The sequence below is a fragment of the Amycolatopsis sp. NPDC114484 genome (assembly GCF_055633755.1).
Genome location: NZ_JBVKDQ010000012.1, coordinates 57,010 through 78,300, shown reverse-complemented (window position 1 = coordinate 78,300; position 21,291 = coordinate 57,010). Strand labels below are relative to the sequence as shown.

Here is a 21,291-nt window from a genome sequence, read left to right as displayed (position 1 = left end):
GCGGGATTCCCAGGGTGTGATCTGTTCGCGGGTTCCGGAATTTCTCGGCCGTCTTCTTCGTAGGTGCCCAAGTGCTCACGACGAAGGGGAGTGGCGTGAACGAAACACGCGAAGCGCGCGGCGCCGGGAGCCAGCTGAAGCTGGTGCTCGTGCTGGGCGTTCTGGTGGCACTGGGGCCGCTGTCCATCGACATGTATCTGCCGGCCCTGCCGGACATCACCCGCGAACTGTCGACGACGGAGTCGACGATCCAGCTGACCCTCACCGGAACGGTGCTGGGGCTCGGGCTCGGCCAGCTGATCGCCGGCCCGCTTTCGGACGCGATGGGGCGGCGGATCCCGCTCGTCGCCGGAAGCGCGATCCACGTGCTCGCGTCGCTGCTGTGCCTGGTGGCCCCGACGGTCGAGCTGCTGAGCGCGGCGCGCGTGCTGCAGGGGCTGGGCGCCTCGGCGGGCGCGGTGCTGGCGCTGGCCGTGGTGCGCGACCTCTACACCGATCGCGCCGCGGCGAAACTGCTGTCCAAGCTCATCCTGGTGATGGGCGTTTCCCCGGTGCTGGCCCCGACGCTCGGCAGCGCGCTGCTGGCGTGGACGCACTGGCGCGGGGTCTTCGTGGTGCTCGCCGCGATCGGGCTGGCGAGCGGGATCGCGGCGGCGCTCGCGCTGCCGGAGACGTTGCCGCCCGCGCGGCGGCAGCCGTTCCGGTTCCGGGCGACCGTGCGGTCCTACCGGAACCTGTTCACCGACCGCTCGTTCGTCGGGCTGGTGCTGGTGGCCGGGTTCGCGATGGCCGGGCTGTTCGCGTTCGTCAGCGGCGGGTCGTTCGTGTTCCAGCAGCAGTACGGGCTGGACCAGCAGCAGTTCGGCCTGATGTTCGGGGCGAGCGCGGTGTGGCTGATCGCCGCGACGCAGGTCAACGCCCGGCTGATGAACCGGTTCGAACCGCACCAGGTGCTGCTCGTGGCGAGCCTCGCCGCGGCGGCCTCGGCGGCGGTGCTGCTGGTGACCGCGCTGACCGGATTCGGCGGCATGTTCGGCGTCGCGGTGCCGGTGTGGGCGGTGCTGTTCTTCGCCGGGCTGATCCTGCCGAACGCGCCCGCGGTCGCGCTCGACGCGCACGGGGACAACGCCGGGACGGCCGCGTCGCTGCTGGGCGCGGTGCAGTTCGGCGTCGGCGCGGCGGTCTCGCCGGTGGTCGGCCTGCTGGGCAACAACGCGGCCGCGATGGCCACGGTGATGTTCGGCGGGCTGGTGGTGTCCGGACTGGTGCTGTGGCTCGTCGCGCGGCCGTGGCAGGGCCGGGCGGCCGAGCGGGACGAACTGGTCGACGCCCGGGTTCCGGTGGCCGTCGACTGACTCCGCTGTCCGTGAGGGGAACCCTGAGGGAATCAGATTCCCTCAGGGTTCCCCTCACGGACTTCACATGCTGCGGAGCACCGAGACGACCACGCCGAGCACCGTGGCCCGATCGCCGTCGATCACCTCGTAGGCCGGGTTGCGGGGCTCGAGGTAGACGTGCCCGTCGCGGCGGCGGTAGACCTTCACCGTCGCCTCCTCGTCGATCATCGCGGCGACGATCTGGCCCGAATGCGCCTCGTGCTGCTGCTTCACCACCACGATGTCGCCGTCGCAGATCGCCGCGTCGACCATCGAATCGCCGCGCACGCGAAGCCCGAAAACGGTGCCGCGGCCGGTGAGCCCGCGCGGGAGCCGCAGGACGTCGTCCACGTGCTCCTGCGCGGAGATCGGCGTGCCCGCCGCGATGTCGCCGACCACCGGCACCGGCACGGAGTCGCCGCCGTCGCGCGAGGGGACGTCGCCGAGGAAGGCGCGCACGTCGATCGGCCGCGACATGGTGGAGCTGCGGCGCAGGAAACCCTTGTCCTCCAGCGCGGCGAGATGCTTCGACACCGAGGACGTCGACCGCAATCCGACCGCTTCGCCGATCTCGCGCGTGCTCGGCGAATACCCGTGCTGGCCCACCCAGTCCCGGATGGTGGCGAGGATGTGCTGCTGCCGCTCGGGCAGGGCCGAAGCGTCGAGGTGGTCGAAGATGTCGTCGTAGGCGGTCACGGGCCGATCGTAGAGGGCGTCCGGGCCGGTCGCGGGGGCTGGGGGCCGTCGTGCCCGCGGTTGCTCCACTGTGGACGGTGGAGGCGCTTGGTAAAGTGTTCCCTCCGGAGGGTGACGGAGGGAACCGGGGATGACTCAGCCGGTGGTGCGTCCGAAGGCGACGGGGATCGGCATCGCGGTGGCGGTGTTGCTCGCGCTGCTGGAGATTTACGCCGTTCGCGGGGGGATCTGGCCGATCGGCACTATCGTGGGCGGCGGAAGCGATGCCGGCGTCCACGATTACCTGTTCGCGATGACCGCGGTGCTGGCGATCGTGGTGCTCGCCGGCGTGGCGATGATTTTCGCGCGGCGGCAATCGGCCGGCCGGATTCTGCTCTGGGGCGCGCCGGTGCAGTTGCTGTGCGCGCTCGTCCTGGTGATCTTTACCCATTCCTGGGAAGAGAGCGTCGCGTTCGGCGTGATGACTGTCCTCGCGGTGGTGCTGTGGCTGCCCGCGGTGTCGGCGAAGGCGGCTCCGCCGGTGGGATACGGAATGCCTTACGGGGCACCGGTTCCAGGGACGCCGCAGTATCCGGGGCCGGTTCCGATGAGGCAGCAGTACCCGGGACCGCAGTATCCGCAGCCCGGCCCGGTTCCGCCGCAATATCCGCAGCAGTACAGCGCTCCAGGCACGCCGCAGCCGTACCCGCGGCAACCGTCTTATCCGCAGCAGCCGATGCCGGGGCGATGGCCCGCTTCCGGCCCGCCGCAGCAGGGTGGCCGGGCCAGTGATCACTGCCCGGCGAAGTGCCGCTGCTCGTCGGTGACCTCGGCGAGCACCCGCTTGAACTCCGCGTACCCGCTCCGCCCGAGCCGCTGGGCGTGCCGGTCCTCGATCCCGGCGAGAATGCGGGCCGAGGCCCCGATCATGGCCTGTCCGCGCTCGGTCGGGCAGACGAGTTTCGCGCGCCGGTCGGCCGGGTCGGGGCGGCGTTCGACGTAGCCGAGCGTTTCGAGTTCGTCGACCATCGTGCCGATGACCTGCTTGCGCCGTCCGGACAACCGGGACAGTTCGGTCGCGCGCGCCCCGTCCGGGCCGAGGTAGGCGAGCACCGCACCGTGGCGCGGGCTCAAATCGCCGAAACCTTCGGCGGCCAGCGCGGTGAACAGCTCCCGTTGCACCGCGAACAGCAACCGCCCGGCGAGCATCCCGAGATCGGGACGGGCGGGCACTCGGGACTCGGGCACGGCGAAGATCGTAGCCCTTGGCCGGACGCGGGTCAGGACCGCCGGGGCACGACGCAGAATTCGTTGTCTTCAGGGTCTTTCAGCACGATCCAATGGTCGTTTTCCGGATCTTCCACGACTTTCGCGCCGAGCGTCACGAGGCGGGCCACCTCGTCGCGCTGTTCCACCGTGTCCGGCGCGATGTCCAGGTGCAGCCGGTTCTTGCCGGTCTTCCCCTCGGGCACCGGCTGGAACAGCAGCGACGGCCGGTCCGGCGCTTTCAGCTCGACGTAGACGAGTCCGTGGCTGTCCGGCCACTTCTCGGCGGGCGGATAGCCCAGCGCTTCCCGCCAGAACTCGGCGAGCGCCTCGGCGTCGCGGCAGTCGACAGTGACGGCGATCAGGTGGCTGCTCATGATCGGCGGATACCCGCGATCAGGCGCCGTTATCCACGGGTGTTCGGCAGTCCACAGTGGACCTCAGTGCGGGTGGGAGAGCAGGGTGCCGAGACCGGGTCCGGCGGCCGGGCGGCCGAGCAGGGTGAGGCAGTGCCAGAGCGTCACTTGGGTGGCCGTCAGCACGGGTTTGCCCGCGCGGTTTTCGAGTTCGGCGAGCAGCGGCGCGGTGTGCAGGGCGGTTTCGGGGACCAGGACGGCTTGGGCGTCCGGGGAAGCGGCGGAGTCGACGAGCTCGCGGATTCGGTCGCTGTCCCAGGACGCCAGGTCGCGGTCCGAACCGGCGTCGGCCGACACGGCGTGCACGGTGGCGATGTCTTCCTCGGCGAGGAAAGCCGCGAACGCGTCGGTGATGTCGGGCGCGTACACCGAGGCGAGCGCGACCCGCTCCAAGCCGAGCCGGTGCGCGGCCGCGAGGAACGCCAGTGACGTGCTGCTCGCCGGGACACCCAGTGTCTCCGTCAGCGCGTCGGTCTGCCTCTTGGCCACGGCGACGCCGTCGATGAAACTGCAGCTCGTGCACGCCCAGCTGACCACGCGCGGGGACGTCGTGAAGGTCGCCGCAGCTCGGACCAGCCGGTGTGGTTCGCTCAGCTCGCGCACCGCGGTCTGGACGTCTTCCCGCCCGACCTTGCGCCGGGCCCAGGGCACGTAGGCGAACTCCACGCCTGGCCGGGCGTCCAGGCATCCGGCCAGGGCGGTGAAGTCGTCTTCGGCGCAATCGCGGGTGGGATACAGCAGACCGATCATCTCGGGCAGTGTCGCACCCGTTCGCTTCGGCGGCAGAACTTCAGGAGCCGGAGTAGATCTCCGCGGCGGGCGGGGCCTTGGCCGGGACGGGCTCGTCCCAGCCGGTGAACTCCATCGTCCCTTGGTCCTGGGACTCGTACCGCAGCAGCCGGTGCGATCCGGTTCGCAGGAAAATCGTTCTGCCGCCGTTCCGGTACCGCGTCGCCGGGGCGCCCGCCACGTCGGCGGGTTCGCCCGCGGAGTAGCCGGGCTGGTCGAGGTCGTCGGCCATGGCGCCGACGAAGGCGTCGAGGTCCAGGAAGGCCTTGAACTTCTCGCCGAGCCCGCGGATCATCGGGGAGTCCGTCGCCACCCACTTGCCGTCCAGCGGCGAGCGGGCTCCGGCGGGCCGCCCGGCCAGCTTGGCCATGCCGCGGGTGAACTTGATCCAGATCTTGTCGCCGACGCGGACGATCGGCACCGCCGCGCCGTCCTGTTCGATCGAGCCGCTCACGCTGTCGCGGTTGAACTGCATGTCGAACTTCGTCGGGCCGTCGCTGCCTTTGACGTGGACCGCGGCCGCGGTCTTCATCTCGTTCGCGACGGTGTCGCCGACGGTCGCGGCGTCGAGCGGCGCGGCCGAAGAACTCGCAGCCGGGCTGGGGGCGGCGGGCGGTTGCGCGGCGCTTCCGCCGGAGCCGGAGCAGGAGGTGCACACGAGCGCGGCGGCGACTGCGAGGGTGCCGTAGCGCAGGAAGAGGTGGTTCGGGACCGGGCGAATCATGCGTTTTCCGTTCGGGACGGGCCCGGGACACCCCCGGGCGCATCCGCTTATCGCCTGGCCCGGTGGTCCGTTACGGCTTGTCCGTCTCTGTCATGGATCCGTGACCACTTGGTCCACAGTGGACGAGAGACCGTCCGATCAGGAGCCGGGGCCGGAGTAGATCTCCGCGGCGGGCGGGGCCTTGGCCGGGACGGGCTGGTCCCAGCCGGTGAACTCCATCGTGCCTTCCGACGGGGATTCGAGGCGCAGCAAGCGGTGCGTGCCGGCTGCCTCGAGGAAGATCGTCCTGCTGCCGTTGCGGTACCGCAACGCCGGAGTGCCCGCGACGTCGGCGGGTTCGCCCGCGGAGTAGCCGGTCTTGTCGACGTCGTCGGCCATGGAGCCGATGAAGACGTCGAAGTCCAGGAACAGCTTGAACACCTCGCCGAGGCCCTGGCCGAGCTGGGAGTCGAGCGAGACCCACTTGTCGTTCACCATCGCGGCGGCCTCGGCGGGCAGGCGGGCCTCCTTGGTCAGCGACTTGCTGAACCGCATCCAGACCTTGTCGCCGACGCGCAGCACCGGGACCTCGACGCCGTCCTTCTCGATCGAGCCGCTCACGCTGTCGCGGTTGAACTGCATGTCGACCTTCATCTTGCCGTCTTCGCTCTTCGAGCCCTTGACGTGGACCGCGGTCGCCTTCTTCATCGCGGCCTTGACGGTGTCGCCGACTGTCGCGGCGTCGAGCGGCGCGGCGGACGGCGCGGCCGACGAACTCGCGGCCGCGACGGCGGCGGCTGGCGGCGGCGCGGCGTTCCCGCCGGAGCCGGAACAGGCGGTGCACGCGAGCGCGGCGGCGGCCGCGACAGCGCCGTAGCGCAGGAAGAGACGGTTCGAGACCGGGCGAATCATGCGTTTTCCGTTCGGGACAGGCCCAGGACACCCCCGGGCACATCCGCTTATCGCCCGGTCCGGAGGTTCGTTACGGCTTGCCCGATTTCGTCACATATCAGTGACTCCGGCCTGGTCCACAGTGGACGAACCGGCCTCAGCTGGCGGCGCGGGTGGTGGCGTAGCCGGGATGCGGCAGGCGCTGCGGTCGGCCGTTCGGGTGGTACTCGAAGTGCCACCATTCGTTGTCGTACACGCGATACAGGCCGAACCGTCCACCGTGGACCTCGAGCCACTGCGCGCCTTCGTAAGGCCGCACGTCGAGCGCGACGCCCTGCACGTGCTGCGATTGCGCGGGCGGGAGCGTCAGATGCAGGGCGAGTTCGTGCGAACCGGCGCGCTGTACTTCGGCGTGGAACAGGTCGGCCTGGGTGGCGGCGTCGCGGTGGCCGGAGGTCAGGCCGAGCAGGATTCCGTGCCGCCACAAGGCTTCGGTCCGCGCCGCGGTGAACGCGGCGTACGTGCCGGGCGTGAGCCCGGCGAGGTTTTCGGCCGGATAGCGGGCCCCCAGCGCCCACTGGCACGCGACGTGCCGCGCCCGGCCCCGCGCGACCACCCACGCGACCGGCACGAAAAGCACCGCGAGCACGTGGGTGACCACTCGGTAGATTCCAGTCACTGCAAGGCCTTCACGACCGCGGCGGCGGCCCGCGCGATCAGTTTGTCGTCGGTCTTGGCGTCTTTCTTCGCGTGGTCGGACAGCACGGCGAGCACGATCGGGGCCCGGTGCGGCGGCCACACCACGGCGATGTCGTCGCGCGTGGCGTAATCGGCGGACCCGGTCTTGTCCGCGACCTGCCAGTCCGCGGGCACGCCGGCGCGGATCACGTTCGCGCCGGTGGTGTTGGCGCGCATGATCTTGGCGAGCACGGCCTGCTTGTCCGCCGGGAGTCCCGAGTCGAGCGCGACGGCGCGCAGGTCCTTGGCCCAGACTCGCGGGGTGGTCGTGTCCCGGACGTCACCAGGGCTCGTCTCGTTGAGAGCGGGCTCGATGCGGTCCACGTGGGTGACCGTATCCCCCAGCCGGCGAAGCTCCGCGGCCAGCCCGGCGGGACCTCCGATTTCGCGGAACATGAGGTTATCCGCAGTGTTGTCACTGTAACGCAGCGCAGCGTCGAGGACGCTCTGTAGCGACATCTGCTCCCCGATGTGCTTCTCCGTAATCGGGGAGTTGGGCACGAGATCGCTTTGCCGAATCGTGACCGTCCGGTTCAGATCGTCCCCTCGGTGCAGGATGGCTGCCGCGTTGAACACCTTGTGCGTCGATGCGTAGGCGAAGCGTTCGTCGGCGTGATAAGCGACCTCGCGGCCGTCGCCGGTGTCGATCGCGTAGACGCCGAGCCGGGCGTCGAAAGCCTTTTCCAGCGCGGCGAAATCCGGCTGGACGACGGTCTTGGCCGCGGCGGGCGAGGCGGGCGGCGCGGTGGCGACCGGTGGTGCTGGTGCGGCGCACGAGGCTAGCGCGACCAATGCGAACGAGGCCAGGGTCAGCCTGCGGAACACGGGGTTCTCCCTCCGAAGTCGATCAACTCCCCGAAGCGTGCCCCGGGCCGGTTCATGCGGGCCAAGACACTTTTGTGCGAGACGATGCGTATCTGGCATAAGCTCTGGTCGTGGACTTGGTCGGCTGCTGCAAAGCGTTCGTGAGCGTGACCGAAGCGGGGAGCTTCACCGGCGGCGCGGCGGTCGCGCGGATCCCGCAGCCGGTGGCGAGCCGCCGGATCGCCGCGCTCGAGCGGCACCTGGGGGAGCGGCTGTTCGACCGGTCGACGCGCCGGGCGCGGCTCACGCCGTTCGGCCGGGACCTGCTGCCGTCCGCGCAACGCCTGGTCCGGCTCGCCGAGGCGATGGAACACGACGCTCAGCGCGCGCGCCGGCGGCCGTTGCGGCTGGCGGTCCCGGACACCTCGACCACTCGCGACCTCGCCGAACTCGAGGCGCAGGCGCGGACGGTGGAGGTGTTCCTGGAGTTCCGGGTCGCCGGGCCGGCGGAACGGGCCGAGCTGGTGCGGACGCAGGAGGTCCGGGCCGCGCTCGTCGCGGTGCCGCCGGAGGACGGGGTGTGGACAGTGCCGCTCGGGCTGGCCAGCGAGGCCGAGCCGGACGAAGCCGTGGTGCATCTGGAAACCCTGCGCGCGGGCCGGGCGGCCGGTGCGCGCCGCCGGGTGTGGGTGCAGCCGGAGGACGACGTGCCGCATGTGCGCGACCGGGTGTTCCGCGCGCGGGACGCGGCCGGGCTGCTGCCCGCGCAGGTGGAGGTCGCGGCGACGCTGACGACGGCCGCGGCGAGCGTGATCGGGTCGGCGGATCTGCTGCTGTGCTCGGCGGACCAGGCTCGGGAGCTGGGGCTGGCGTGGCGTCCGGCGGGCGGCGTCCGGCTCGCGCGCGGATACGACGTGGCGGCCGGGCTGGGCGACGACGTCGACCGGGTGCGGACGCCGCTGCGCGCGGCGATCGCCCGCTGTCTCGGCGCGAGCGTTGCGGCAGACTGACGCCGTGAACACTGAGGCGCTGCTGGCGCGGCTGCGGGACGAACTCGACGAAGGCGGCCTGCGCGGTTCGTTCCTCGTCCGCGATCTCGGGTCCGGCCGCGAGATCGGGATCGAGCCCGATCTGGAGTTCGCGACCGCGTCGCTGGTCAAGGTCCCGCTCGTGGCGGTGACGCAGGACCGGATCCGGCGCGGCGAACTGGACGGCGCGCAGTCGGTGGAGATCGAACCCGACCGCATCGACACCGCCGGGCCGACCGGGCTGTCGCGCTTCCGCCATCCGGCGCGGGTGGCGGTGGCCGACCTGATGTACCTGGCTTCCTCGATCAGCGACAGCGCCGCCGCCGACGAACTGTTCGCGCTCACCTCGCCCGCGGAGGTCACCCGGACGGTGCGCGAGTGGGGCATCACCGGCATCTCGGTGCGGCATTCGGTGCGGGAGCTGAGCGATACGCCGGTGGAACGGTTCGCCGCGGCCGACGTGCATCTCGCGCATTCGCTCGCCATCGGCGCGGTGACCGAGGGACAGGGGCATCCGGTGCGGCAGCTGGACGTTTCGCGGGCGAGTTCCGGTTCGGCCCGCGCGTTCGCCGACCTGCTGACCGCGCTGTGGACGCCGTCGAAGATCGACCCGGACGTGTCCGCGCGGGTGCGCGAGCTGATGGGCGACAACCTGCTGCGGCAACGGCTCGCGCCGGATTTCGCGTCGGATTCGGCCAAGTGGTCCTCGAAAACCGGGACATTGCTGAACTTGCGGCACGAGATCGGCGTGGTGGAGCATTCGGACGGTCAGTCGTTCGCGGTCGCCGCGCTCACCGAATCCCGGGTGCCCGCGGCGATTCAGCCGGAGGCGGAGATTTTGATGGCGCGGGTCGCGCGGGCGTTGCGGGACCATCTGCGGGCTCGCGGCTGAGCGGGCGGCCGGATCCGCCCTCGCGGCGAATCCGGCCGGTTCCGCGTCAGGCCAGGCCCAGCAGCGTGAGGATGAGAACGATTCCGTGCGTCTGCATTCCGCCACCTCCCTCCCGGATCCAGGCACGGAAAATCCCGGCCGCGAAATAGCGTTGTTTCGCGGCTTAACGGATTTCCGTGATTCTCGGCGAACCGCCCGGAACGAGCGGCGTGCACCCAGAATGCGATCCGGGAACGAGGGCGGACAAGGGGTTTCCTGTTTCCTCGGCGAGCAGGAAACGCTGCTGTTGAGCGTCCGTGAGGGGAACCCCGAGGGACTCTGATTCCCTCCGGGTTCCCCTCACGGACTCGGCCCGGGCGGCTAGCGCAGGGTGGGATTTCCCCAGGCCAGCGCGGCCGGGCGGGTCGTGCGGGCGGCCGGGCCCGCCGGGGAGACGCCCGCGGCGGGACGGCGGATCTCCAGGCGCAGCCGCCGGACGCCGGTGACGTCGAGTTCGGTGTGCCGCGGGCTGCCGAACGCGGAATGGTCGAGGTGGCGGATTTCCCCGTCGAGCCGGACGCAGAACAGGCCGGTCTGGAAAGCCGCGTCCTCGGCGTCGTCGAGCACGCCGGCGACCGCGGTGAAATGCGCGTAGGAACCGCCGAGGTCGATTTCCGCGAACGCCCACGCGCCGGAAGTCGGTCCGGCCGTGCGGAAAACGACGCTGTGCTCGTAACCGATCCCGTCGATCCGCGCCGGGCCGGTCGCGATGTCCGCGCTCTTCTCGCGCCAGGGCAGCTCGGTCGCCAGGACCGGTCCGGCCGCGGAATCCGGTGTCCCGCGCCATGTCCCGCGCACCGGGCGTTCGTTCTGGCTGCGTCCGGTGATCGCGGAGAGCAGCCCGGCCACGCCGTCGTCGGTGAATTCCGAAATCCGGAAATGCGTGGTGGAATACGGGGTGAGAAACGCCGGGATGTCCTCGACGGAAGCGCCCGGCAGCACCACCGGCAGGATGCGGCTGGTCTCGCGCTCCAGGTCGCGGGTGAGCGCGTCGCGCATGATCCGCGCTTCGAACTGGGAGCCGCGGCCCTCGTCGAAGGGGGCCTCGCCGTCCGCGCGCCGCCGGTAGTTCGGCGAGGCGACCACCAGCACGAAATCGGCGGCGCGGATGTTCCGGATCGCCCAGGCCGACCAGTCGAGCCGGGAGGCGTCGTCCCATTGGTCCAGGCGGACGTCGAGCCCGAGCCGGGCGCGGAGGAAGGTGGCGAAGGTCCCGACCTGCCGGTAGTGCTCGGCGGCGGTGTCGTGGGCGTAGCTGATGAAGATCCGGGGTGCGGTCGGGGCGGACATCGGGCTCCTCGAATTCCGGCGGCGGCGACCGGTCCAGTTTCGGGTCCGGCGCGGGGCCCGGCGGGCGGGCGCGGGTTTTCGGCCACAAAGTGTCCAGAATCTGTCCCTTGTCCGGGCGCGCGCCAAAGGTATCGTCGGGGGCCGAGGTCGGATCGCCAGGACGCGGAAATCGACGGGGAGCGCTGCCCAGGTGTACCACTATGACGTTTTCATCAGTTATCTGCGAACCGCCGATCCGATCGCCCGGTGGGTGCGCAACCATTTCCAGCCGCGGTTGCGCGAACTGCTCGACGGAAACCTCGACCGGGAGGTCCGGGTGTTCTTCGACGGCTCGGTCCGGGTCGGCGACCGGTGGCCGGACGAACTGCGCAACGCTTTGCAGCGCACCAGGATTCTCGTCCCGGTCGCGTCCGGGCAGTACTTCTACAACGAATGGTGCCTCGCCGAATGGGCGTCGATGGCGCACCGGGAGAAACTCGCCGGCGGCGAACGCCCGGCCACGCTGATCTACCCGGTGATCTACGCCGATTCGAAGAATTTCCCGCCGTTCGCCCATCAGCGCCGGTGGCAGAACCTGACCGACTGGAACCATCCGTACGAGCATTTCCAGGTTTCACCCAAGTACATCGGTTTCCACGACAAAATGAACGAGATCGCCGAGGAAGTGGAGGAATTGATCAGCGCGGCTCCGCCGTGGCGCTCGGACTGGCCGGTGCTCACCCCGGTGCCGGACGACCCGCCGACCTCCCGCGTCCCGAAGTTCTGAACCGATGACCGGCACCGTGATCACGTTCTACTCGTTCAAGGGCGGCGTCGGCCGCAGTTTCGCGCTGGCCAACATCGCCGTGCTGCTGGCGCGCTGGGGCCATCGCGTGCTGTGCGTCGACTGGGACCTCGAAGCGCCCGGCCTGACCGACTACTTCCGCCCGATGCTGGACCGCGAACCGGACGGCGGCGTGGTGGACCTCGTGGCCGACTTCCGGGCCGGAACCGTCCAGCCGGACCGGCACATCCTCCGGCTGGCCGCGGGCGACAACACGCCGGGGACCCTGGATTTCCTCGCCGCCGGCCGCGAGGGTCTCGACTATCCCGCGCAGGTGCAGGGAATCGACTGGGAAAGCCTGTACGACGACCGCTTCGGCGCGTATCTCGAAAAGTGCCGGGAGCACTGGACCTCCAGCTACGACTACGTTCTCCTCGACAGCCGCACCGGGATCTCCGACGTCGGCGGCATTTGCGCGGCGCACCTGCCGGACCGGCTGGTCGTCCTCTACACCGCGAACCGGCAAAGCGTCCGCGGCGCGGTCGACATCGCGAAACGGGCCAACGTCGCCCGCAACGCCCTGCCGTATGACCGTCCGCAGCTGCCGGTGCTGCCGGTGCTCTCGCGGTTCGACACGCGCGAGGAGTACGACCGCTCGGAGAAGTGGCGGAAGTTCTGCGTCGAGGAGACCGAAAGCCTGTTCGAACCCTGGCTGGACCAGGACGTCCCGCCGGAAACGATGGCTCGGCACCTGACCCTGCCGTACGTGTCGTATTGGACTTTCGGCGAGCAGCTTCCGGTGCTGCACGAGGAAAGTCCCGGCGCGGACCAGGTCGGCTTCGCGCTCGAAACGGTCGCCGCGGTGATCGCGCATTCCTTCGACCGCACGGAGTTGCTGGAGGAGAACCGGGACGCTTACGTGGCCGCGGTGCGTCCGCAGAAGAACGATTTCGCTTACGACATCCAGGTGAGCATGCCGCGCTCGAACCTGACGGCCTCCCGGGCGGTGGCGGAAGAGCTCGAAAAACTCGGGATCCAGGTAGGGAAATCGCTGTCCGGCGACCGGTCCCGGCTCGGCCGCGCGGAAGCCGAGGCCCAGCACCTGTGCCTGGTGATCGACGGCAAGGCGAGCCGGTGGCAGTCCGCGGAGGCGGAGCTGTTCCTGCACCGCACGCTGGGCCACGACCGCAAGCTGATCCTGGTGCTCACCGAGGGCACCGACCCCCGCGACCTGTCCGGCTACCTGGGCAGCGTGCGGTATCTGCGGCTCGGCCCGGCGACCGGACCGGCGAGGGTCGCGCGCAGCCTTGCCGACGAGATCGGTGCAGGCCGGACCCTGGTCGACACCGGCCAATCCGACGTGGTTTCCCTGCTGCGCCAAGCCGAGCACGCCCTGCTGCGGCCGGGACTGTGGGACCTCGTCGGCGACCTCGCCGGCGAAATGCCGGCCGCGGTCGGAGCCGGGGACAGCGTGCGCGCGCAGGAACTCGGCGCGGACCTGGCCGTGCTGCTGCGCTGGCGGCGCGACGACGACGGCGCGGTGCCGCCGCCGCAATGGGTCCGCGACGCCTTGGCTTGGGCCCAGCGAGTGCTCGACGTGCGGGTGAACGGCTAGACCCGCTCGACCCCAGAACGCCCGCCCGCGCCCGCGGCCGGGATGCCCCGAGGAAGGACGGCGGATGCACGAAAGACTGAGCCACAAGCAGTCCGCGGCGATGTTCGCGCTGATGGTGCACGGCCGGGAGATGTCGAACCCGGAGCTGCGCAAGACCGCGGGCTTCGCGCTCGACGGGAGGGACCGGCTGAAGCTCAACCAAAAGTACGTCAGCAGCAAGAAATCCGGCCGCGCGTTCGTGCACCAGCTCACCGACGACGGCTGGGAATGGTGCGAGGAGGAACTCGCCGCGCTGTCCCCGCCGCAACCGGTGCGGAGCACGTTGACCGTGGTCGCTTACCTGGCGCTGCACGGCTTTTTCGAGTATCTGCGGTTGCACAAGGTTTCCCTGAAGGAGGTGTTCGCGGGCAGCGACGCGCCGCAGGCGGCTGATCTGGAGGAGCTGATCCGCACGGCGTACCGGAAACTCGCCCGCTCTCCCCGGGACTGGGTCGGCCTGGCGGATCTGCGGCCGTTGCTGGGCGACGCGGCGGTCGCCGAGGTCGACGCGGTGCTCAAACAGCTGAGCCGTACCGGACAGGCGCATCTGGTGCCCGAGTCCAACCGCAAGGCGCTCACCGCCGAGGACAAGGAAGCGGCCGTGCGCATTGGCGGTGAGGACAATCATCTGCTCTCCATCGAGGTGTCATGATCGAACACCTGGCGGTATTGGCGACCCTGCGGTTCGACTGGGCGGACACGCCTGACCACGTGTGGCGGGATTCCCCGTACCACGTGGACGGTCTGCACCCGGACGTGATGGCCGCGATCGACGTCGGCATCCGCGACGCCGCGGCGTCCGACGGGCCGAGCCCCATCGGACTGGTCATGCAGGGCATGAAAGGGGTCGGCAAAACCCATCTGCTCGGCATGGTGCGGCGGGCGGCGCACCGGGCGGGCGGCTACTTCTTCCTCGACGATCTCACCGCGGGCGACGCGTTCTGGGAGGACACCGCCGACGCGCTGCGCCGCGGCTTGCTGCGCTCGGACGATTCGGCGGAGCCGCAGGCGCGCAGCTTCGTGCGCCGGGTGTGCGAGCGCGGCGACGTGCCGTGGGAAAGCACTTCGGCGCTGATCAGCGGACGCGGACTGAGCCGGTCGCACGTCGACGCGTTCCTGATCGGACTGCGGAAACTGGACCGGCAGGTCGCGGTCGAATGCGCGGACACCGCCCGCGCGCTGGTGCTGTACGCCGCCGAAGACCTGACACAGAACGAGGTCGGCGACGATTACCTCGGCCGCTTCGAGGAATCGAGATCCGGGGCCCGGCGCAAGTGGGGGATCAGGGCGAAGCCGAAATCCGCCTCGGACCAGGTGCACGACATCACCCGGCTGCTCGCGCTCACCGGGCCGGTCGTGATCGGCGTCGACCAGCTCGACACGTTGCTGGCCGTTTCCGATCTGCAGGCGAAGGAGGTCGGCCGCCGCGAGGACAACAACCTGCTCGTCGCCCAGATCGCCGACGGGCTGATGGAACTGCGCGAGATCACCCGGCGGACGCTCACCGTGCTCGCCTGCCTGCCCGCGACCTGGCAGCAGATCAAGGGGAAAGCCGCGGACACGGTGCCCGACCGGTTCCGGGAAACGCTCACGCTCGGCCGGGTGCTGGACGCCGAGGTCGGCAGGCAGCTGGTGGAGCGGCGGCTGGGGTTCGCTTACGCGGCAATGGATTTCACCCCGCCGCACCAGACCTGGCCGGTGGCGGCCGCGGCCTTCGAGGGGCCGTGGGAGGAGAACACGCCGCGGGAGATCCTCAAGCGGATCGGTTCGCACATCGACGCCTGCGTGCGAGCGGAACGGGTGCAGGAGCTGACGACGTTCAATCCGGACACACCCGCGGTGCTGCCGGCGCGCCCGGAGCCGAAACCCGACCGCTTCACCGAACTCGACGCGTGGTTCGAGCAACTCCGCTCGGACGCGGATCCGTCGGCGCTGCTCGACCACAAGGTCGAGGACGAGGTGATGCCCCGGCTGCTGTCGGCCGCCCTGCGCGGCTGGATCACTGAGGTCGGCGACGACGAGATGGAATGGGACACCCGCGTCAGCGAGAACGAACTCCACGCCTGGCTCACGCACACCCTCGACGAGGCCTCGGATCTCGAAGAGCACTGGGCGTTCCGCGCGATCTCGGCGAAGAACCCGATCGCCGTGCTCAGCCGTTTCCGGAAGGCCCGGTCGGCGGCGGGATTGCGGGCCGGCGCGGGGAACCGGCATCTGGTGCTGATCCGGAACTCCTCGTGGTCCAAAGGGGAGAAGACCCAAGCCGAGCTGAGGGCGTTCGAAGCCGCGGGCGGGAAGCGGCTCAAGATGTCCGAAGCGGACGTCCGCACGTTCTGGGCGCTGGACGAGATGTTCGTCAAGGGCGGCCCGGACGTCCACGAGTGGCTCATCGACCGCAGGCCGGCCCGGCGTTCGCAGCTGCTGTCCGGAGTCCTGCCCGACGCCGCACCTCGCCCGCATGGCGCCGCGCAGGCGACCGAGCCCCCGGTGACCCAGCGACCCCCGAACCCGGCACCCCAACCGTCCCTCTTCCCCCAACCCGCCCCCTCACCGGTGCAGACCCCGCGAGCGCACCGCACCGGAAGCGCCCAAGCCCCCCGTTCCGACGGAACCCACCCGCCCCCGGACGGAACCCTCGCCCTCGGCACCGAAACCGGCTCCGGCAAGCCCGTCCGCATCGAACTCTCCGCTCTGCGCAAGCACGCCGCGGTCTTCGCCGGTTCGGGATCGGGAAAAACCGTGCTGCTGCGCCGGATCATCGAGGAATGCGCCCTGCTCGGCGTGTCGTCCATCGTGCTGGATCCGAACAACGACCTCGCCCGCCTCGGCGACGCGTGGCCGAGCCCGCCGAGCGGCTGGGGGCCCGAAGACGCCCAGCTCGCCGAGCGCTATCTCGAAGGCACCGACGTCGTCGTGTGGACGCCGGGCCGTGCCACCGGGCGTCCGCTGGGATTCGAGCCGCTGCCGGATTTCGCCGGGGTGCTCGACGACGAGGACGAGTTCTCCGCGGCGGTGGAGGTGGCGGTGGCGGCCCTCGCGCCGCAGGCCCGGCTCACCGGCAGCACCGCGAAGGCCGACCTCGGCTCGGCCGTGCTGCGGCAGGCGGTCGTGCACCACGCCCGCACCGGCTCCCGGAGCCTGCCGGAGCTGATCGACGTCCTCGGAGATCTTCCCGAGGGCGTCACGAATCTCAACGGCGGCAGGAAAATCGCCGCCGAGGTCGCGGAGCTGCTCAAGGCCGCGATGGTGAACGATCCGCTGTTCGCCGGGACCGGGACACCGGTGGATCCGGCGGTGCTGCTCGCTCCGGCGGACGGCAAGCGGGCGCGGATCTCGGTGATCAGCTTCGCCGGGTTGCCGTCCGAGGCCCAGCGGCAGAGTTTCGTGAACCAGCTGCAGATGGAGCTGTTCGCGTGGATCAAGCGGAATCCGGCGGGGGACCGGCCTCTGGGGGCGCTGTTCGTGATGGACGAGGCGCAGACGCTCGCGGCGTCGGGCTCGCTCACCGCGAGCACGCGCAGCACGATCGTGCTGGCCGCGCAGGCCCGGAAGTACGGGCTGGGGCTGCTGTTCGCGACGCAGGCGCCGAAGGGCCTGCACAACCAGATCGCCGGCAACGCGATGACGCAGTTCTTCGGGCGGCTCAACAGCCCGGCGCAGATCGCCGCGGCGAACGAGATGGCGCGGGCGAAGGGGAGCCCGGTGGCGGACATCTCGCGGCTGGAGCGGGCCCAGTTCTACGTGTCCGGCGAGGCGTTCGGGTTCCGGCGGGTGTCGACGCCGCTGTGCCTGAGCCACCACCCGGCGAGCCCGCTGCGCCTCGACGAGGTGCTCGCGCGGGCCAGGAACGGGGAGGGAGGAGGGGAGGGGTGAAACAGCGGCCCGGGCCGGGGATCCGTCCGGGCCCGGGCCGCTGCGGATCAGACGCCCGCGACCGACTGGATCCAGTCGCGGTACTGGGTGACGTTGATGTAGGCGGTGTAGGACTGGCGGTCGCTGGTGGAGGCGACGCCGACCTGCTTGCCGTTGGCGTACATCGGGCCGCCCGAGTCGCCGCCGGCGGTGATGCCGTCGCCGCGGTTCGCGCACACCGACACGCCGGCCGCGCCGTCCGGGCAGTCGACCGAGGTGACCTGGACGTTCGCCACCTTCAGCACCTGCGACTGGCAGTTGATCTCCGGCTGGTCGGTGCAGGTCGCGCCCCAGCCGTAGACCTGGGCGGTGTCGCCGACGTTGACGTCGCCCGCGGCGCCGAGCGGCGCGTACTCGGTCTGCACCTTCTGGTCGATCTGGACCAGCGAGATGTCGGCGTCGGGGGAGTCGTGCACCGAGGTCGCGGAGACCTCGGTGCCCTGGGTCTGGTCGAGGCTGCCGACGTGGAAGGTGATCTGCTTGCCGCCGGCGCCCTGGGTGCAGTGGCGGGCGGTGAGGATCCAGTCGGGCGCGATGATCGTGGCCGAGCAGAGTTCCTGGCCGCCGGCGAACATGCGGGCGGCGGCGTGCAGGGAGTCGGCGGTGCTGCCGTCGATGATGGCGGGCTGGGCGGGAGCGGCCGCGGCCGGCGAGGCCGCGGCGACGGCGGCGAAGGCCAAGCCGGACAGGACTGCGGCGGTACGCGCGATTCGCACTGGTGATCATCTCCGGTGGGGTACGGGGAGTGAGTGGTCAGGTACTGACCCACCGTCGTGAATGTCGGTAAATGACGGAACCCGCCGAAGGTCGGGCTGACACAGTTCCCGACTTTCGTCGTAGGACAAGCGGACCAGCCCGGGTTCTCGGGGCGCGGACGTGGACTGTGATCGCGGTCACCGTGCCCCGAGGTCCAGAATGGTGTCGGGTGGACGAGCGGGCGCGACGGGCCCCGCCTGGACAGGGAGCGCAGCACGCGGATGGAAGCCGGCTCACAGGGATCGGCACGGCTGAAGTCGTCGTACCGCTACGACGACCTCGACGTGCTCACGCTGCTGCTGGCGGGGGAACTCGACGCCGGCACCGCGCTGGTGGTGGTGCGCGCGGTGACGTTCGCGCTGGCGAAGCGCCCGATGGCGCTGGTGCTGGACCTGACCGGGCTGACGGAGCTGAGCGACGCGGGCGTCCACGTCCTGCGGGCCGCCCAGGACCGCGCGGCCGCCGAGGGCGTGGTGCTGCGGCTGCTCGCGCACCCCTCCGGGGAGGCGGGCCGCCGGCTCGCCGAGACCGGGATGACCGGCGTGTTCGACATCTATCCGGACCGCACGGCGGTCCGCGTGGAGACCGACCGGATCGCGTTCCTGCGCCGGATGAAACGGCGTCTCGACGCGGGCTGAGCCGGTCCGGATCCGGGCGTTTCGGGCCTGCCCGAAGCGGCCAGGTGGCCCGAGCGGGTGAACTTCGGAGGTTTTTTCGCGAGTGGTCCGGACCACTGCGGGCGATGTTGCGAGTTCACGCGAGCAGCGCGTCGGCCAGCCCCTGCTCCTGGATCGACTCCCGCAGCTTCGCCAGCGCGCGGCATTGCGTCACCCGGACGTTGCCCGGCGAGATCCCCAGCGCCTTCGCCGTTTCGGCCGACGTCAGCCCGACGACCACGCGCATCGTCAGGATTTCCTGTTGCAGCTTCGGCATCCCGGCCAGCAGCCTGCCCAGCGAGGCGCCGAGGTCGGCGGTCAGCGTGTGCGATTCCGGGCCCTCGCGCAGATCCGGGTTCTCCGGGACGTCGGACACCGGCCGCGAGCGGTCCCGCGACACCGCGCGGAAAGCGTCGGCCACCTTGTTCGCCGCGATCGCGCGCACCAGGTGCAGGAACGATCCGCCGCGGTCCTCGTAGCCCGCGACCGCCTGCAGGACCGCGATGCACACTTCCTGCGCGACGTCGTCGGCCGACAGGTACGACAGGTCGCGTCCGCCGATGCGGGCGCGGCAGTAGCGCGCGATCACCGGTTTCAGCAGCGCCAGCAGTTCCGGAGCCGCGCCGGGAACGCCGTCGCGGGCCGCGCGGACCACGGTCTCCAGGCGCTGCGCCAGCCCGGACGGGCGCGGCAGCGCGGCGAGCGGGACGTAGCCTTCGGCCGGTTCGGGCACGGTGGCGGTGGGCATAGGGGTCGGTCCTTTCCTACGGGCGGCCGCGGTGGTCTCGCCCGTTCGATCCGGGAGTCGGCGGTCCGGTCCCGGATGTTGCGTCCGCGCGGGTGTTGTCCAGCTTCTGTCCGTTGCGCGGCAACGAGTTCCGCGCGGACCTGGACAGATCTTGGACAGCTTCGCCCCGCCGGTAGCGCGTTCCGGCGCGGCGGCGATCCCGGTGCGGTCGGAGAGTCGTCCCGATCGGGAAGGGGAATCGCGATGATCACGCACTGACCGCGGCCGCGGGCCCGGCCGGCGGACGAGGTTCAGCCGGCCGGGTCCCACCGGATGCCGTAGGCGAAACCGGGCGCGAGATGGTCGAACCGCAGGTGCACCTCGCCCGACCCGTCCGGGCTCACCACGTCTCCGCGTGCGCCCAGATCGCGTGCGTCGTCCTGGAACACGCGGTCCAGCCGCACGATTTCGGTCGGCGGCGCGGCCGGGAAGCGCACGTGCAGGTCGAACCGGTCGACCGGATGCCGCGGCACGCAGACGTAGTGCGGATGCCGGAATTCCGCGCGGAACCGCAGCGCGAGGTCGTGCGTTTTCCCGCGCGGCAGCGGATCGGCCAGGTGCAGCGCCAGCCCGACCCGGTCGTTCGACTCCATCGCGCGGCGCACGAGCGTGCCGCCGTGGAAGACGTCGACGTCCAGATCGCTTTCCCGCACCGGCCCGGAGGTCGCGGACGTGGTGGTGAGGGTGAGCGCGAGGTCCAGTTCGTCGATCTCGTCGGCGTCGGCCACGATCCGCCGGAACTCGAACACCTCGGGCCGATCCTGGTCCAGGGCAAGGGAGACGCGCAGCAGTTCGGTGTGCCAGCTGCCGTCGGGCACAGGTCTTCCGCCTCCCTCGCGCGGGCCGGCGAGCGCGAGGTGCGCCACGTGCTCGATGCCCTCGTCGATGCGCCGCCGGATCGTGCGGTCGTCGCGGTCCAGTTCGCGCGCGGCCCAGTGCACCCGCTCCTGGTAGAACGGCTTGCGCGCCGGTTCGTGCATCGCGAACGCCGCGAGCACGGCGATCCGGAGGTCGTCCGGGAGCGTCTTGGCCAGCGGCTCCAGCACGTGCGCGAGCCGGTCGCGGATCTCGACGTTTTCCGCGTTGTCGGGAATCCCGCACACCTCGCGCAGGACCGGGCCGACCCGAATCCCGAGCGGAGTGGTGAATACGCCGCGCCCCTTGCGGAGCACTTTCAATTCCGCGACCAAGTCCGCCGCGTTCGGTTCCACCCGTTCCTCCCTCGCGTCTCCCCGCCCGCAGCCACTGTTCCGCAATGCGGGCGGGGATGTCCAGCCTTGCCCGGCATCGGCGCACGGACTGTGACCGGAATGATTTCCCATTCCCGCGTCCGGCTGGTGCTTTCGGGTTTATCCGCGCCGGAAATTCGCTCGGATGGCGCCTTCCCGAAACGGCGGGTGACTGCTCCCTATCAGCGGCGGGAGGTTTGTCCCCGTTGCTGGCGGCCGGTCAGCTGGCGCGGTTTTCGATCTCGCGAGCCGCGCCGGCGGCGGGCTTGGGTCTAGCCTGCCCGCAGGCTCCCGGCTTGCCGAAGCCGAATATGCCTTTCGCCCCCGTCCCGGCGGTAATTCGCCGCCGGTGTTGCCTCGTGTTCCCCGTTCACGCGATTAAGGCGGAAACAGGAAACTCCTTCCCCGATTGCCGCGTGGTCCCGCATTCTCGGGACAGGCCGCCGATCAGGCGGGCGGAAATCCGCTGAAGGAGCTGCTGTGATGAAGGTCGTCTGTTCGTTTTCTCTGCTGGTGCGGGCCGCGTTGTGGCTGACCGGGGTCGCGCTCGTGTCCGGGGTCGCGCTCGGCCAGCCGGGCGGGCCCGCGCCGGTCGCGCCGCCGGTCTCGGTGCGGACCGCGCCGTGA

General features: G+C 70.7%; 21 protein-coding genes. 9 read left to right on the top strand and 12 right to left on the bottom strand.

What is annotated here, in order from left to right:
* Nucleotides 1-95: 95 nt before the first annotated feature.
* Nucleotides 96-1,355: a Bcr/CflA family multidrug efflux MFS transporter gene (locus ACZ7SW_RS27280; protein WP_470233202.1), complete on the top strand. Its 1,260-nt coding sequence runs from the start codon at nucleotides 96-98 to the stop codon at nucleotides 1,353-1,355.
* A gap of 63 nt (nucleotides 1,356-1,418) precedes the next feature.
* On the opposite strand, the gene lexA is transcribed toward ACZ7SW_RS27280, so the two are convergent.
* The 8 genes from lexA to bla form a co-directional block, all read right to left on the bottom strand.
* Complete coding sequence (gene lexA / locus ACZ7SW_RS27275) at nucleotides 1,419-2,072, bottom strand: transcriptional repressor LexA (RefSeq protein WP_470233201.1); 654 nt, start codon at nucleotides 2,070-2,072, stop codon at nucleotides 1,419-1,421.
* Between the two features lie 771 nt (nucleotides 2,073-2,843).
* Entirely contained in the window at nucleotides 2,844-3,299 is a 456-nt protein-coding gene (locus tag ACZ7SW_RS27270; protein ID WP_470233200.1) for a MarR family winged helix-turn-helix transcriptional regulator, read from the bottom strand.
* Between the two features lie 32 nt (nucleotides 3,300-3,331).
* A complete protein-coding gene (locus ACZ7SW_RS27265) occupies nucleotides 3,332-3,694 on the bottom strand; it encodes a VOC family protein (protein WP_470233199.1) in 363 nt (120 codons plus the stop codon).
* Nucleotides 3,695-3,757: 63 nt separating this feature from the next.
* The gene (locus ACZ7SW_RS27260; RefSeq protein WP_470233198.1) at nucleotides 3,758-4,483 is read right to left on the bottom strand and encodes a maleate cis-trans isomerase family protein; all 726 of its coding nucleotides are present in this window, start codon (nucleotides 4,481-4,483) and stop codon (nucleotides 3,758-3,760) included.
* Between the two features lie 40 nt (nucleotides 4,484-4,523).
* A complete protein-coding gene (locus ACZ7SW_RS27255) occupies nucleotides 4,524-5,246 on the bottom strand; it encodes a hypothetical protein (protein ID WP_470233197.1) in 723 nt (240 codons plus the stop codon).
* Between the two features lie 138 nt (nucleotides 5,247-5,384).
* Nucleotides 5,385-6,137, bottom strand: coding sequence for a hypothetical protein (locus tag ACZ7SW_RS27250; protein ID WP_470233196.1), 753 nt, complete (start codon nucleotides 6,135-6,137; stop codon nucleotides 5,385-5,387).
* Between the two features lie 136 nt (nucleotides 6,138-6,273).
* On the bottom strand, nucleotides 6,274-6,795 hold the full coding sequence (locus tag ACZ7SW_RS27245; protein ID WP_470233195.1) for a D-alanyl-D-alanine carboxypeptidase family protein: 522 nt from the start codon (nucleotides 6,793-6,795) through the stop codon (nucleotides 6,274-6,276).
* Nucleotides 6,792-7,679 carry a class A beta-lactamase gene (gene bla / locus ACZ7SW_RS27240; protein WP_470233194.1) on the bottom strand — a complete coding sequence of 296 codons (888 nt, stop codon included), beginning with the start codon at nucleotides 7,677-7,679 and terminating at the stop codon, nucleotides 6,792-6,794. Before bla ends, ACZ7SW_RS27245 begins: the two co-directional genes overlap by 4 nt.
* A 104-nt stretch (nucleotides 7,680-7,783) precedes the next feature.
* On the opposite strand from bla, the gene ACZ7SW_RS27235 reads away from it, so the two are divergent.
* Nucleotides 7,784-8,668, top strand: a complete 885-nt coding sequence (locus tag ACZ7SW_RS27235; RefSeq protein WP_470233388.1) for a LysR family transcriptional regulator — start codon at nucleotides 7,784-7,786, stop codon at nucleotides 8,666-8,668.
* Nucleotides 8,669-8,672: 4 nt separating this feature from the next.
* Nucleotides 8,673-9,578: a serine hydrolase gene (locus ACZ7SW_RS27230; RefSeq protein WP_470233193.1), complete on the top strand. Its 906-nt coding sequence runs from the start codon at nucleotides 8,673-8,675 to the stop codon at nucleotides 9,576-9,578.
* Nucleotides 9,579-9,938: 360 nt separating this feature from the next.
* Here ACZ7SW_RS27230 and ACZ7SW_RS27225 read toward each other — a convergent pair whose 3' ends face one another.
* A complete protein-coding gene (locus tag ACZ7SW_RS27225; protein ID WP_470233192.1) occupies nucleotides 9,939-10,907 on the bottom strand; it encodes an SEFIR domain-containing protein in 969 nt (322 codons plus the stop codon).
* A 190-nt stretch (nucleotides 10,908-11,097) separates the two neighbouring features.
* On the opposite strand from ACZ7SW_RS27225, the gene ACZ7SW_RS27220 reads away from it, so the two are divergent.
* The 4 genes from ACZ7SW_RS27220 (at nucleotide 11,098) to ACZ7SW_RS27205 (ending at nucleotide 17,197) form a co-directional block, all read left to right on the top strand.
* Nucleotides 11,098-11,673, top strand: coding sequence for a TIR domain-containing protein (locus ACZ7SW_RS27220; RefSeq protein ID WP_470233191.1), 576 nt, complete (start codon nucleotides 11,098-11,100; stop codon nucleotides 11,671-11,673).
* Nucleotides 11,674-11,677: 4 nt separating this feature from the next.
* Nucleotides 11,678-13,285 carry a KGGVGR-motif variant AAA ATPase gene (locus ACZ7SW_RS27215; RefSeq protein WP_470233190.1) on the top strand — a complete coding sequence of 536 codons (1,608 nt, stop codon included), beginning with the start codon at nucleotides 11,678-11,680 and terminating at the stop codon, nucleotides 13,283-13,285.
* 64 nt (nucleotides 13,286-13,349) lie between these two features.
* Nucleotides 13,350-13,976, top strand: a complete 627-nt coding sequence (locus ACZ7SW_RS27210) for a hypothetical protein (RefSeq protein WP_470233189.1) — start codon at nucleotides 13,350-13,352, stop codon at nucleotides 13,974-13,976.
* On the top strand, nucleotides 13,973-17,197 hold the full coding sequence (locus ACZ7SW_RS27205; protein WP_470233188.1) for an ATP-binding protein: 3,225 nt from the start codon (nucleotides 13,973-13,975) through the stop codon (nucleotides 17,195-17,197). Before ACZ7SW_RS27210 ends, ACZ7SW_RS27205 begins: the two co-directional genes overlap by 4 nt.
* 47 nt (nucleotides 17,198-17,244) lie before the next feature.
* Here ACZ7SW_RS27205 and ACZ7SW_RS27200 read toward each other — a convergent pair whose 3' ends face one another.
* Nucleotides 17,245-17,952, bottom strand: coding sequence for a S1 family peptidase (locus ACZ7SW_RS27200; RefSeq protein ID WP_470233187.1), 708 nt, complete (start codon nucleotides 17,950-17,952; stop codon nucleotides 17,245-17,247).
* Nucleotides 17,953-18,213: 261 nt separating this feature from the next.
* On the opposite strand from ACZ7SW_RS27200, the gene ACZ7SW_RS27195 reads away from it, so the two are divergent.
* On the top strand, nucleotides 18,214-18,630 hold the full coding sequence (locus ACZ7SW_RS27195) for an STAS domain-containing protein (protein ID WP_470233186.1): 417 nt from the start codon (nucleotides 18,214-18,216) through the stop codon (nucleotides 18,628-18,630).
* A gap of 115 nt (nucleotides 18,631-18,745) precedes the next feature.
* Here the strand turns inward: ACZ7SW_RS27195 and ACZ7SW_RS27190 are convergent, their stop codons facing one another.
* Nucleotides 18,746-19,396, bottom strand: a complete 651-nt coding sequence (locus ACZ7SW_RS27190) for a sigma-70 family RNA polymerase sigma factor (protein ID WP_470233185.1) — start codon at nucleotides 19,394-19,396, stop codon at nucleotides 18,746-18,748.
* Between the two features lie 290 nt (nucleotides 19,397-19,686).
* A complete protein-coding gene (locus tag ACZ7SW_RS27185; protein WP_470233184.1) occupies nucleotides 19,687-20,646 on the bottom strand; it encodes a hypothetical protein in 960 nt (319 codons plus the stop codon).
* Nucleotides 20,647-21,144: 498 nt separating this feature from the next.
* On the opposite strand from ACZ7SW_RS27185, the gene ACZ7SW_RS27180 reads away from it, so the two are divergent.
* Nucleotides 21,145-21,291: a hypothetical protein gene (locus ACZ7SW_RS27180; protein WP_470233183.1), complete on the top strand. Its 147-nt coding sequence runs from the start codon at nucleotides 21,145-21,147 to the stop codon at nucleotides 21,289-21,291.

What these genes read in the sequence shown, in the direction of transcription:
- ACZ7SW_RS27265 (WP_470233199.1), bottom strand. Translation starts at nt 3,694, where the DNA reads ATGAGCAGCCACCTGATCGCCGTCACTGTCGACTGCCGCGACGCCGAG.
- ACZ7SW_RS27260 (WP_470233198.1), bottom strand. Translation starts at nt 4,483, where the DNA reads ATGATCGGTCTGCTGTATCCCACCCGCGATTGCGCCGAAGACGACTTC.
- ACZ7SW_RS27255 (WP_470233197.1), bottom strand. Translation starts at nt 5,246, where the DNA reads ATGATTCGCCCGGTCCCGAACCACCTCTTCCTGCGCTACGGCACCCTC.
- ACZ7SW_RS27250 (WP_470233196.1), bottom strand. Translation starts at nt 6,137, where the DNA reads ATGATTCGCCCGGTCTCGAACCGTCTCTTCCTGCGCTACGGCGCTGTC.
- ACZ7SW_RS27225 (WP_470233192.1), bottom strand. Translation starts at nt 10,907, where the DNA reads ATGTCCGCCCCGACCGCACCCCGGATCTTCATCAGCTACGCCCACGAC.
- ACZ7SW_RS27215 (WP_470233190.1), top strand. Translation starts at nt 11,678, where the DNA reads ATGACCGGCACCGTGATCACGTTCTACTCGTTCAAGGGCGGCGTCGGC.
- ACZ7SW_RS27210 (WP_470233189.1), top strand. Translation starts at nt 13,350, where the DNA reads ATGCACGAAAGACTGAGCCACAAGCAGTCCGCGGCGATGTTCGCGCTG.
- ACZ7SW_RS27205 (WP_470233188.1), top strand. Translation starts at nt 13,973, where the DNA reads ATGATCGAACACCTGGCGGTATTGGCGACCCTGCGGTTCGACTGGGCG.
- ACZ7SW_RS27195 (WP_470233186.1), top strand. Translation starts at nt 18,214, where the DNA reads ATGGAAGCCGGCTCACAGGGATCGGCACGGCTGAAGTCGTCGTACCGC.
- ACZ7SW_RS27190 (WP_470233185.1), bottom strand. Translation starts at nt 19,396, where the DNA reads ATGCCCACCGCCACCGTGCCCGAACCGGCCGAAGGCTACGTCCCGCTC.